Here is a 12,463-nt window from a genome sequence, read left to right as displayed (position 1 = left end):
CTGCCCCCTAGAAAAAATTGATAACAAACACCAAAACAGTCATCAACGTGACGGGAAAGATATAAATCAAGGATATCAATATAGGCCGCCAGCGGCGACGATACCGACGCATCGATCTGCGCACAAAGACTCTCTCGTCACCCGCTGAAGAACGCCTTTTCCATTCATCTTCAAGCCCCTTGCGCCAACGAAAAAAAAGGTAAACATTGACAATGATATAGCAGATCGTCATAAGCACCATGACGACCAAGATCAGGCGAGCAAAAGCAATCACGCATTATTCCTTGTTACTGCCAAATAGCATGGCGCGAGCGGAGTCTTTATCGGAGATATACTCACGAACAATAGCATCGACGGAAAAATCTCTGACCTCACGCGGCCAGCTGCGGTAGCGGCGATAGAACTCATCCTTGTGACAGATGTAGAGCTGTAGAACGTCATTCGGAACCAGTTCCGCCAGCAGCATATTGACCAGATCCTTCACCGGCGTATCAGCAGCACGAAGGGTGGCAAAGTAGGCGGGATGACTTATGCCAACCTTTGGCCTTGTTCCACCGGCCTCTGCCCACCGGACAATGGACGCCAGCCCTTCATACTCCATGGGTAGTGAGACGCCATTGCGGGCCGCAAGACGACGTAGTCGAGACCCGGCATGTCCAGTTGAATCAACAGACTTTTTCGCCAACTCCAGACCAAGCATAAGGTCCAGCTTTCGGCGCAGGACAGCAACACCCTCATCGCCTGGAAACTTGACGACAGTCTCGACAAGCTCGTTGTCACTCAAAAAACGGGCCACATCACGTCGATCATCGAGCAGCATTACAAGCGCCGACGGCAGCTGGCGCCGGTACTTCTCTTCGCGCACGACAACACTCGGCTTCTCCATATCTTGAAAGATATACAGACCGCCAAACAAAGACGTCCAGAAATTCCTCTGCTCGAAGACAGCATGCTGGAGCTGGATCGGGTTCCGCGTGACATCACCAGTACAACGAGCAACATCGATCATTTCGTTGATCAGTAGTTCATTGAACCAGCCATCCTTCTCATCGTGGAAACGATCCACCAGCCTGGCAAGGTGGCCTGCCTTGGCAATGGTGCCATTCGTCGTGTCCGCAACCACCTTGATTTGACGAATATCGAAAAGGTCCCGGGGGCTCTCGACACTGAAAACAGAATTCTCCAATTCACCGGCTATGGCGTCGGTCGCTGTCAAGGCAAATAGTTGTCGTTCGTTCTCTCTGATAAATCGGTTCAAGATTTGTCGACTGGTGGAAAAATGGGCGTTGAGCAAGGGGCATCGGCCTTGTTCGTTACTCAATAGAATGAATTGACGATTGACTCCGCCATGATTCAAGTACTGATGATCACCCAACTCTGAACCAACCTCCGGAGAATACCCGGAAACATCAACATGAAACTCGGAAAGCTGGGTGGTCGCACCAGTCAGGTGCTCGAGTGCTCTGTTGTAGCGATCCACCAACACAGGCGAGTCGACGTGGAAAAGATTGGAATACATCAGACCACTTTCGATCAGCCGCTGCATAGGATCACCCTCTGCCATCCTGGAAGCGACGCTGAGCTTCGTGACGACGTTCCATATCACGTACCAAGGCATCAATCGCTGCTTCATCGGAGCTTCCTGCATAGCGAAACTCGCTGTCGGCGTAGCGATTGATTTCCTGAAGGACCATATTTGAAGTGATCGGGACACGAAGCTCTGAAATCATCGCCTTCTTCGTTTCATAGTCCTTGGCCAGAAAGACATCCGGAACCTCCATCCACTCATCAGGTATATCGAAATCCATCGAGCGAACTTTAACCGCGTCGCTTATGTTTTTTATTGCGCGGCCGGTAAATCTCTCATCAACCTGTTGAATCTCCTTAAGATATGTCCCCAAAGCAGCAATTGAATCAATATCGCCGAACTTCTCGAAAACTCGTTCAAGAACCTCTTTCAGGCGTGGCTCAGCAGGCCTATTGTAGGAAGAAAAGGATTGAGCGATTGCTTGCTTTATGCTTTGAGAAGAATAGAGTTCGTGCTTTCCGAGTGGGATACCATGGTGGCTGCCCAGCAAAAGATGCAGAATATCGATATAGTCCTCTCTGGTTTTTGGTCCATCAACCAAAAATCTGGCACCCGCCCGCTGGCGAAGAGCGTCGTCGACATTTTCCGGATAGTTCGAAAACATTCCGAAAGTACAATTCCCTCTTACCACGGTATTGGCGCCGGCAAATGCCTCCATCAACACGGCAGTCACCTCCTGCTGCCCGGCGGAGGACTGACGGTCACCGCGTTTTCCAGCAATCTGGTCGATATCATCAATAGTTCCAAATCCTATCACCGAAGGATCCATGACATGGTGAATGAAGGCCTTGGCGTTCTGTCCCGACTTGCCTTGATAACTGTCAATATTGTCAACACCGAAGTTCTGGTAGCGGAAGGAGTAACCCGCCACTTGACAGTAGTCATGAATCAATCCCGCCATCATCTGGATCAGAGTGGTCTTGCCGGTGCCTGGTTTACCGTCCCCCATGAAGGTGAAGATAAACCCCCCCAGCTCGGCGAAGGGGTTCATGCGACGTTCAAAGTCGTACGCCATCACCATACGGGCAAGCCTCTGCGCCTGGTGCTTGGCGATATGATTACCGATGACCTCTTCAGGTCGCTTGAACACCATGTTCAAATTACTGGATCCACCTCGACGCGCCGGCTCGAAACCTCTCAATGTGAGCCTATCTGTCTCTACTCTCCATACGCTGGCGGTGAAGGTTCCCAGTCGCGGAGCGTTCTCTGCTCTTAGAACCACCTTCTCCAACAACTGTTCGGTCCAGGCAAGCAGGGCGGCAACAAGGTGAACGTCATCGCTGGCATGCAAAGCGACAATCTGATCCAGTTCCCACAAGACACCATGAAGAGCCAGTTGAGCGTTGTCAGTAACCAGTTCTTGTAACTCGCCCACCTCAACCTGTGTCTCGCTGCCATGATCGAGCAATAGCCATGCCAAGGCGTTGGCAAGAACATGGGTGGAGATCAGCGCCTCGGCGGCAAGCAGCTCCGTGAACTCGGTACGCCGCGATGAAGCCAGTGAGCCAGAGAGATTGGCCTGTTTAAGCTCCAGCAACCCATTGCGCTCGGCCCAGCATTCGCCAATCGCCAGAGCAATCGCGATGGATCGCCGGAGGCCATGCTGGACGGTCGCCTGGAGCGGAGACATCAATGGGTCTCCTCCATTGCTTGTCGCTATCCGTTCCCCCAAGTGCACTCCATCCGGGCGCCCCGTGGAGCGTGTGGCGAGCCCCGGCGTGGTCGATCGAAGCCTGCGAGCACGACCTATACCTGGAGATATTTCTTTCTCGTCAAGCGTAAGCTGCTGCCGTGGGCGGGCGATACGAGGACTGTGATCAAAGCCCTCCAGCATCCTTTCAGCCGCAGCGTAGTGCCTCTGGATATCATCTTCGCGCAGTTCCATCTGATCGCTGTCAAGACTCATCTATCCCTCGCTACCGGGCCTTCCTGCCACGGTTATCTATTGTTGCTTCGCACCTCAGGACGGCGCCGTCATCGTGTTATAAGTGCAGCACCTGTCCCGATGGGCTGACCACAAACTTCTGCACATCGGCAAACCCGGAGGGGGCCAGCTCAGCCAGAACCTGATACGGACGCTGAGGCAAAATGATGGAGCGTAACGTACGAGTAGCTCCGGAATGACCTGCACCATCAGAGAAAGGGTCCAGGGCAAAGATTTCGCGCTCGACCTTACTGAACCATCCACTACGTTCTTCTTGCGTCCCATCACTATCGAGCTCCTCCTGGGTCCAGGCCAAGGCCCAATCGTCCTCTCCCCCTGGACAGGCCTGCTCGAGAATCTGCCGCAACGGTCCGGCCTGCTCGGTATAGGAGGACGAGTACATGGGCCCAATGTGATAGCGGTGGAGCCGTTTTGGATGAACGTCATCGAAGTCCGCATCCAACCCACGGGCAATGGTCAGCAATGTCAGTCCAGCAAGGGACTGGGCCATCAGGTGAGCCTGGACAGCTGGCCAACGGTATTCGTCTTTTGGCAGAGGAACAGAACCACTGTCATCGACCTCCATCAAGTAGATGACAGGCAGATTGACCTGGCTGTCATAGACAGCCCAATGGATGAAAAAACGCCTTCGCCCACCGTCACTGTCCAGCATCTCGCACTGAGGGTCATTTTGAATCCAGAAAAGAACGCCTCGAGAGATTTCCTCGTAATAGAGTCGCTGGGACATGGCATACTGAAGTCGGGTAGGCGAACGGCACTCACCAAGGATGGTGCGAATCATCTGAGCCTTGAGTTCGCGTGTACTTGGCATATTTGTCAGATGGCGTGAAGCTTGCTGAGCGTCATTAGCCATACGCATCAACTCGCTGGCGACCGGAAAGCCACTCTCGCGCCGGTCCACGGTGAGGCTACCGAGACTCCGGGAGGGGGTTTGCCCCACCATCAAATACTTGGTGCTCAAGGCGTCAAAGGTAAAATCAAGACGCTTCAGATAATCCGTCAGTGCTCTTGCATCTATGCGGTTCAGTTGATCGCCGGCATGCATGGCTGCCGCCACTCGCTCGAGCCGCTGGAGGATCTCGCTGAATCTCCGAAAGTAATGACGCGAAGCATACACGTCAACTAACTCAAGATGATCACAATCTGACGAATCCATCGCACCCTCTTTTCGGTGAGTACCGGCTAGCACATCATTTTCATTCAACGATGACATCATTCACCGAATGATCGCCTCCAGAAGGAAGCTGGTATAAAACCTCTACCTATCACGTCTCGAGTAATGGGGAACATACCCCTCAACGCCCATACAGATTCTTGTCATGTTTCTCGACGATCTTTGAAAATCTTCGAGCAAAGCGCTCGTCAGCGCGGGCCTTTTTCTCCAGGACGTCTCTTGCATACACCATCTGGCCTTCATGTGCTTCGAGCATATCGGCCATGCGCTGGTTGGTTGCACTGCCGATGCCCGCCATCGCAGTCTGAGCTTCCTGGTCTGTCTGCGAGCCAATTTCGTTGATCCTGTGCGCTACGTCCTGCTGCTGAGCCGTCTTCAACGACTTACTCAGGGCGTCATATAGCACAACTCTTTGCTGAGTATCTGTCTGGAGCTTGTTGATCAGCACCTTTTGAGTCGCTGCCTGATTCTGAAGACTGTCCAACCAGGTTTTCCCCTTCTCGATGTAGCGCTCGAGCGTTTGCGAGCGGGAGATGCTGACCTGTTCATCCTGGACCAGCGCGTTGTAGCGTGTATTCGTGTCTGCAAGCTCGGTTTCCAGGCGAGTACGCTGCGCTGCATCCTGCTCCACGGATATCTTGCTCTCCAGATCGATGAGCTGTGGGTCAAGTGCCTCTATTTCGGCTCTCAGCGACTCAAGCTCTGCTACCGCTGCCTCTCTATCACCCAGCGATCGTTCCAGATTCTTCTGGACCTTTTCCTGCTGGCTCTCGAGCTCCTGTAATTGGCCATCCAGAAGTTTTACGATGATGTCGGATTTGGCGATGAGGTCCTGCAGCTTTTCGTCTATGCTTGCGCTCCTCATTCGCTCCTGACGCATGGACTCAGCCTTCCCCTTGCTAAAGATTCCGACGAACTTCTCCATACTGGACTTGTTGCGCATTTCGTCAAAATCTTTGGAAAAACCGGCAGTAGTGTCATCAAGCCCCATGATCAACTCTGCGATATTGGCGTTCATGGTCTCGGTGTGGGCATGAACGTCATCCAAGGTAGCAACTTCGATGTTGAAGCCTACTGAGTCTCCTGCATCTGCGCGGGCACGAGCGGCTTCAACACTGGCAGTGACCTCGGCGATTTTTCGCTGCGACTCTTTTACCTTGTTGCTCGATTCTTCAATCATGGTATCGAAATGGGATTTCTTCATTTTTTCGATATTTCCCTGTGATCTGTCCGGATAAAAGGCATCTAGCGCGACCCAAATCCTAACCTTGACTGCGCCTATACCGCTTTTGAGATATACAGCAACCAAAACGCCACATTTTTTCGAGAAAACCATGTGTCCTGTGATATACCTGTACACCTTCAGTCAGGACGACTTTCTCTCCCATCCTATTCCTACGTCTTGAATAAAAGTACACGTAAACTTTGCAATATCAGCGATATCTTCTTCAAAGCATCGCCTAATCCCGGATGTGGCAAACCTGTAAGATTTCACAAATAAACATACAAAAAACACATGATTTACCATCATGACTGGCCATTGCCAGCTGCCACACACAACAACAATGATTCGTGAATGGTGAGCGGTAACCAGAAGAGACAAACAAACATCAGGTCAATCTCGCCACCAAGAATAATGCGCCATCGAGAAAGCCATACAACTTCATGATGTGGATCAAGAAGTAAAACCATCTCCTACAGCCTAACCCGGGCACTCAATGCTCAATATCGAGTCCTCCTGACAGGCTTCATCTACAATGGAGAGAAGCGTTGGAACGCCGCGTCGACGTATCGGACCTCGTGCAAAGCGTGCCCAGGGAGCTGGAGCGATACCGTCCACGAATGCCCTATCTTCTGCTGGACGAAGGCGCCATCGTGGACTCGGAGCATTGGTCGCCGGAGGCACGCAACGTGGTAGACGCCATATTTCGACTGGAACACCACCGTGGCACCAGGGAGGCGGTCGAACTGATCGGGCTGCTGGCAAGATGGCTCGAAGCGCCGGACCAGACTCGTCTGCGCCGTCACTTCGCCATCTGGATCAAGCGCGTGCTGCTGCCCAACTGGATACCCGAGAGCGAAGGAACCGAGTGGCAGAATCTCAACAAACTCAATGAGGTACACAACATGCTGGCCGAGCGTGCAAAACGATGGCCCGAGCAGTGGAAGCAACAGGGTCTTGAAGAAGGCCGCCAGGAAGGCCGCAAGCAAGGACGTCAGGAAGGACTGCAGGAGGGCGAACAAAAGGGCGAACAGAAGGGCGAACAGAAGGCTCGTCTGGAGGTCGCCCGCAACATGATCGAGCGGACTCAGCTAGATGACCAGACGGTGGCGGATCTGTCGGGGCTGGACATCGCGCAGGTCAGGACGCTGAGAGACGAACTCAAGCGCTAGGCCGGGCCGGCGTAGGTGACGAACACCAGCAGCACGCCTGAAGTGCCCCGCCCCGTCGGGCACAACACCATGATTCACCCACGCACAAAAAAACCGCCTCGATGGGCGGTTTTGATGTTGCAGCAAGTCGTTGATCCATAACCATCTTTTGATGGTGCCGGCACCAGGAGTCGAACCCGGGACCTACTGATTACAAGTCACACCACCAAAAACCGTTAAAAATCAGTGCATTACGCCTGGCGTAAGGCTTCGTGAAATGCGTATAGGGACAGCCTGGGAGATCAGGAGTTATCACCAGCATCACACGGCATCATCGAGTAGCTATTGAAGAGGACGAGGCCCCAGCTGTCAACCTGCATCAGGGCGGACTAATTCAGACGATCGTATAATGCAGGTGAGTTGACGGGTTGTGCGGCCACCCCTGATGTCTCTACCTGATGCCAAAAGCCCTTCGCCACTCCCTGGGACTCACGCGGAAACGTTGCTGGAAGTGCTGTCTGAGCGAGGTCGCCGTGTTAAAGCCACTGCACTCTGCCACCTGGTCGATCGGCAAGGTCGTAGTTTCCAGCAGCTCACAGCTTCGCCTCAGGCGCTCGTTGATCAACCACTCCCCCACCGTCATGCCAGTGGCGCGGTGAAAGTGGCGGGTGAAGGAGCGACGACTCATGTTGGTGCGAGCGGCCAGTGCATCGATGCTGTGCGATTCCGCCAAGTGTGTGCGCAGGTAGTCGAGCAGTAGGTTGATCTGGGAGTCTTGGGTGGAGGCGGCCATCGGCTGCTCGATAAACTGCGCCTGCCCTCCCTCCCGGTGGGGCGGCACCACCAGCAGCCGGGCCAGTTGGTTAGCGACCCGAGCCCCATGGTACTCGCGCACCAGGAACAGGCAGCAGTCCAGCCCGGCGGCCGTCCCAGCAGAGGTCACCAGGCGATCGTCTTCCACATAGAGGGCATTGGTATCCAGCGCGATGGCGGGGAATCGGTGGCTGAAATCTTCCTCGGCCAGCCAGTGGGTCGAGGCCCGCCGACCATCCAGCAGCCCCGCATAGGCCAGGGCATAGGCCCCATAGCAGAGCCCTACCACATGGGCGCCCCTCTCATGGCAGCGTACCAGGGCCTCGAGCAACTCCGGCGCCGGTGGCTCACCCAGGTCGTGCCAGCCGGGAACCACAGCGATATCCACCTTCTCCAGCAGCTCAAGACCACCATCGGGACGCACCGTCATGGCTCGCTCGGCTTCTAGCTGTTGTCCCGTCGGTGCCACGATGCACAGATCGAACAGGGGTCCCTCGGGGGACGGCGTGCCAAATACCATATAGGGTACCGAGAAATGGAAGGGGCTGAAGTGCGGATAGAGAATCAGCCCCACGCGGGGAAGCGACATAATGCCTCTCTTGGCCCAATTCTTTCGATTATTGTCTCCTGGGCCGATTATCTGGCCAAGCAGATTCTCCTACAGTGTGCTCCATCCAACACCATACGCGGAGAACCTCGATGTCATTCAAGACGCTTGTCAGCCCCCTGCTTCTGGCCGCCGCCCTCGCCAGCGGCGCGTCCTACGCCGCACCGCTAGCAGAGGACACAACCCTGCAGGTGCAACATATCCGCAATGCCACGGTGAAGATCACCTATGGTGAGACCACCTTCCTGATCGATCCCATGCTGGCCGAAAAGGGTGCCTATCCCGGCTTCGATGGCACCTATCGCAGTGAGCTACGCAACCCCCTGGTGGAGTTGCCGATGTCAGTGCAGGAGGTGATCGATGGCGTAGACGCGGTCATCGTCACTCACACCCACCTGGATCACTGGGATGATGCTGCCCAGGCCCTGCTGCCCAAGGATATCCCGCTGTTCGCCCAACACCAGTCCGATGCCGAACTGATTCGCTCACAAGGCTTCGAGGACGTGCGAGTCCTGGATGGCACTGCCGAGTTCGGCGGGGTCGATCTACACCGCACTGGCGGCCAGCACGGCTCCGACGCCATCTATTCCGTCCCCGAGCTTGCGGAGGCACTCGGCGAAATAATGGGCGTGGTCTTCGAGGCACCAGACAGCCAGACCACCTATGTGGTCGGGGATACGGTCTGGCGTGACGAGGTCGACCAGGCGCTAGAGCGCTACCTGCCCGAGGTAATCGTGCTGAATGCTGGTGCAGCCGAATTCACCGGCTTCGAGAACGACCCGATCATCATGGGCAAGGAAGACACTCTGCGCGCCTATCAAGCGGCTCCAAATGCCACCATCATCGCGGTGCATATGGACGCGGTGAATCACATGACCCTGACCCGTGAGGAACTGGGTGAGTACGTGGAAGATAATGACATTGCAGATCGCGTGCTTATTCCTGCCGACGGCGAAGTTGTGTCGTTCTAGCCAGCCATCGGAACAAGAGAAGCTCTCGTCCAACATATCGGTAGGTTTCCACCCAGCCCCTGGCAGCACCAGGGGCTGGGTTAAAGTACAAGGCAGGCCTTGACATCAAGTGCCCTAGACACGCCCCTCGATGGCGCTGCGCAGGCTGCCGATATCGACCTCGACATACTCCAGCGTCGTGCTGATGTTGCTGTGGCCAAGCAGCGCCTTGACGATGTGTAGGTTGCGGTCCGGTTCCTTCATCAACTCAGTGCCCAGGGTATGCCGGAATCGGTGTGGACTCATCTGGTAGCCGCAAATCTGTGAGAGCTTCTGATAGAAGCTCTCCACCTGCCAGGAGTCCATCGTCTCCATTCGGTGCCGAACGCTGAATCGGTTCACATTGAAGAGCTGCTCGCCACGCTGGATACCCACCATCTTGGCCGAGTTCATCAAGTTCTCTAGGTGCGGGTAGAGAGCATTGGAGATAGGGACAAAGTGTTCGCGGTTGTTCTTGGCCCCCTGCCAGGTAGCGGTGAGCACGCGACTTTTAAGGTTGATATCCTCAGGCTTCATCAGCAACAGCTGAGTCAGACGGATGCCCGTATGGTAGAACGTCTCGAACACGATCTCCCAAAACCAGACAGGGTGAAGTACTGAGGGCTTTTTTCGGTACCACTCCATCTTTTTATACAGGCCAATAGCTTCACGTGCCATTTCGACCTGCCGCTTGCTAAGGGTCTTCTTTCTCTTTTTGGGAGAGCTGACCTCCATCTTGGCAAAAGGATTGAACGAGATGTCGATCAAGGCGTGATCGATCGCATGCTTGAAGAGGATTCGGTTGTGCCGGCAGTAGTTATTCCAACTTGAGTGTGCGAGGTTTCTACCCTCCTCCGAGAAGCAGAACTCCCTCCACTCCCTGACATCATCACGGGTCACCTCCGCAGGCAGCTTATCCTGGCCCACGAACCTCCGGAATAGCTTCACCGGAACGCTATAGGAAATGCGACTTCTTTCGGTCAGCCAGCGCTCAGAAAAATAGGATTGCAGCAAGTCATCAAAGGTAAATGTTTTCATTCTTCAGGCTTCCCATCAATCAGGTCAATAAAGGGGTTATCAAAAACCTCCTTACCCTCCTCCATCAGGTCATCCTTACCCACAAGATACCCAGAAAGCGTGCTCGACTTCTTGTTTGGACCGACCACCCTTACCTTGTGAAAACTTCCGCCATCCTTGTTTTTCTTGTGCAGCTTCAGCTTCTGGAATGAATCCTGAACTTCTTTCCAGCCTTTCTCTTCTCCGCTCACCTCCTGACAATAGCGCTTGAACACCTTGGGGCTGACCACCATCAACATCCCATCCACGGCATGCACCAGAGCCTTGGAGTCGTTCATCAAAATCTTGTGGGTTTTCAACCCGCCTCGCAGCCAGGCGAGAAACTCTTCCCCGGATGACGACTGTCCAGGCGATGCCTGACCCGTAAGGTTCTCGACATCCTCATCAGGATTACGACTTGGCTGCGGCTCCAAATCTGGCGCTTCTTTCTCATCGCCGCCTGTTGCAATATCAAGAATGGAGGCTTCCAGATCATCCTGGATTTCCTCAGTGCGACTCGACTCAGCCATCTCACTTGAAGTTTCTGGAGTTGCAGGCTTGTCACCTGGCTCCTGATCTTTACGATGTTGCCTAGCTGGCTGACTACCTTCACCACTCTCACCGACGTCAATGATCTCGACACTCCCCGAGAAAATCTCAGGCTCCTCATCACCGCTCCAAACGAGCGATTTATGAACCTTGAGCATGGAAAGATTGGTCTGCCACTCTCCCACCTCGACCCTGCACTTCCAGACCGAACGCCCCTCCGGGTTCTCTATAATCAGGCCATGGGACTGCATTTCGTCATAGAGGCGAGACTCATTGGATGGCACGCCATCGATGCCATGGGAAAGGAGGTAGCTCTTGATTTCTCGTGGCACCAGCGGCGTCACTAGCCACAGCGCCTCGGGAGTGACAAACCCCTGAGCGCCTTTTTCATTCAGGCGGATCTTTTCTGTCACGATGTGGCGAATAGCACCTTTGAGCTTGCTCTGCAGGGATTCCCGGGGTGCCTTGTCGATATTGGAAACCTTGCCACCCAACGACTTGGCCACGCTAGCCCTGTCAGCCTGACTGACAATCTCACCGACAACCCCGGAGCGCTCCGAGTGGCCACTGATCGCGTACATCACCAGGCCAAACAGCTCCGGCTGGCTTTTCAACCACTCAAGCCCGGCATTGCCCATCACCTCCTTGCACAAGAGGGGGTTGGCCGCAGCGTGAAGGAAGTAGTCTCGCCCCTTGATATAGCGAACGCGATACTGGTCGGGAATGATGCCCTCCCACAGGCACCACCTTCGGCCGGATTTCAGGTGTATATCGACGTCGACGATGACCTTGGCGATATCGTGTAGCAAGCAAGCATAGATGACCGCCACGCTCCACAGCTCACCGGTAGAGGACTGCTTTTCGGGCGACTTTTTCGGAGGGAGTAGGTGCTGTCGTCGGATCCTGAGGCCAAACACACAGGTCTCGAGGCCGTGATCCAGCATTCCACCCGGGTAGCTATGGTGGTGTGATTCCGAGGCTGGCAGCAGCTGGACACGCTCTGCGTATCGTTGCAGAGGCTCTTTGACGTAGGCCTCAAACACCGGTGCAGTCAGCGATGTGCTTTCCTGAATCGCTCTGATCAGCTGCTGTCGATAGGGCGTGGCTAGAAGCTCAGCGCCGGTACGCGGGCTTTCCCATCCGGCGTCATCCTGGACGCTGTCGCTGTCGGTCGCGCTGCGGCGGCCGCGTAGAATGTTGAGAATCCGCAATGCTCGCTCCTCTGGATGCAGTCCGTGCATCACAACGCTGGGCCTTGACGGGCACCAGCAGAAACGTTAAATGCGATGAGAGAGGTTTACTCCGGGGCACTCCTTGCCCTGGTGCAATAGCTATGGGATGCAAACCAAGCGCAGATGATTGTATTGAT

The 12,463-nt window shown here is 54.7% G+C and carries 10 protein-coding genes; 2 read left to right on the top strand and 8 right to left on the bottom strand.

The window, feature by feature from the left end; translation table 11 throughout:
• Positions 1 to 7: 7 nt before the first annotated feature.
• The 5 genes from NFI08_RS08015 to NFI08_RS07995 form a co-directional block, all read right to left on the bottom strand.
• On the bottom strand, positions 8 to 274 hold the full coding sequence (locus tag NFI08_RS08015) for a hypothetical protein (protein ID WP_108448397.1): 267 nt from the start codon (positions 272 to 274) through the stop codon (positions 8 to 10).
• Between the two features lie 3 nt (positions 275 to 277).
• Complete coding sequence (locus NFI08_RS08010) at positions 278 to 1,633, bottom strand: DUF6638 family protein (protein WP_349588465.1); 1,356 nt, start codon at positions 1,631 to 1,633, stop codon at positions 278 to 280.
• Positions 1,551 to 3,494: an AAA family ATPase gene (locus NFI08_RS08005; RefSeq protein ID WP_349588463.1), complete on the bottom strand. Its 1,944-nt coding sequence runs from the start codon at positions 3,492 to 3,494 to the stop codon at positions 1,551 to 1,553. Before NFI08_RS08005 ends, NFI08_RS08010 begins: the two co-directional genes overlap by 83 nt.
• 76 nt (positions 3,495 to 3,570) lie before the next feature.
• Positions 3,571 to 4,689, bottom strand: a complete 1,119-nt coding sequence (locus NFI08_RS08000) for a hypothetical protein (protein WP_349588460.1) — start codon at positions 4,687 to 4,689, stop codon at positions 3,571 to 3,573.
• Between the two features lie 139 nt (positions 4,690 to 4,828).
• A complete protein-coding gene (locus NFI08_RS07995; protein WP_045994473.1) occupies positions 4,829 to 5,911 on the bottom strand; it encodes a coiled-coil domain-containing protein in 1,083 nt (360 codons plus the stop codon).
• Positions 5,912 to 6,549: 638 nt separating this feature from the next.
• On the opposite strand from NFI08_RS07995, the gene NFI08_RS07990 reads away from it, so the two are divergent.
• The gene (locus NFI08_RS07990; protein WP_124805024.1) at positions 6,550 to 7,101 is read left to right on the top strand and encodes an RpnC/YadD family protein; all 552 of its coding nucleotides are present in this window, start codon (positions 6,550 to 6,552) and stop codon (positions 7,099 to 7,101) included.
• 430 nt (positions 7,102 to 7,531) lie between these two features.
• Here the strand turns inward: NFI08_RS07990 and NFI08_RS07985 are convergent, their stop codons facing one another.
• On the bottom strand, positions 7,532 to 8,482 hold the full coding sequence (locus NFI08_RS07985; protein WP_045994472.1) for a GlxA family transcriptional regulator: 951 nt from the start codon (positions 8,480 to 8,482) through the stop codon (positions 7,532 to 7,534).
• Between the two features lie 110 nt (positions 8,483 to 8,592).
• Here NFI08_RS07985 and NFI08_RS07980 point away from each other — a divergent pair, with 110 nt between their 5' ends.
• Positions 8,593 to 9,471 (top strand): MBL fold metallo-hydrolase, encoded by an 879-nt coding sequence (locus NFI08_RS07980; RefSeq protein ID WP_045994471.1) that lies wholly within the window; start codon positions 8,593 to 8,595, stop codon positions 9,469 to 9,471.
• A 114-nt stretch (positions 9,472 to 9,585) separates the two neighbouring features.
• Here the strand turns inward: NFI08_RS07980 and NFI08_RS07975 are convergent, their stop codons facing one another.
• Positions 9,586 to 10,527 carry a tyrosine-type recombinase/integrase gene (locus NFI08_RS07975; RefSeq protein WP_045994470.1) on the bottom strand — a complete coding sequence of 314 codons (942 nt, stop codon included), beginning with the start codon at positions 10,525 to 10,527 and terminating at the stop codon, positions 9,586 to 9,588.
• Positions 10,524 to 12,305 carry a MobH family relaxase gene (mobH, locus tag NFI08_RS07970; protein WP_045994469.1) on the bottom strand — a complete coding sequence of 594 codons (1,782 nt, stop codon included), beginning with the start codon at positions 12,303 to 12,305 and terminating at the stop codon, positions 10,524 to 10,526. Before mobH ends, NFI08_RS07975 begins: the two co-directional genes overlap by 4 nt.
• Positions 12,306 to 12,463 lie beyond the last annotated feature (158 nt).

It is taken from the genome of Halomonas sp. EF61, from assembly GCF_040147045.1.
GTDB lineage: Bacteria > Pseudomonadota > Gammaproteobacteria > Pseudomonadales > Halomonadaceae > Halomonas > Halomonas litopenaei.
Note: the sequence above shows the minus strand (reverse complement) of the source record. Positions and strands in the feature narration are given on the sequence as shown.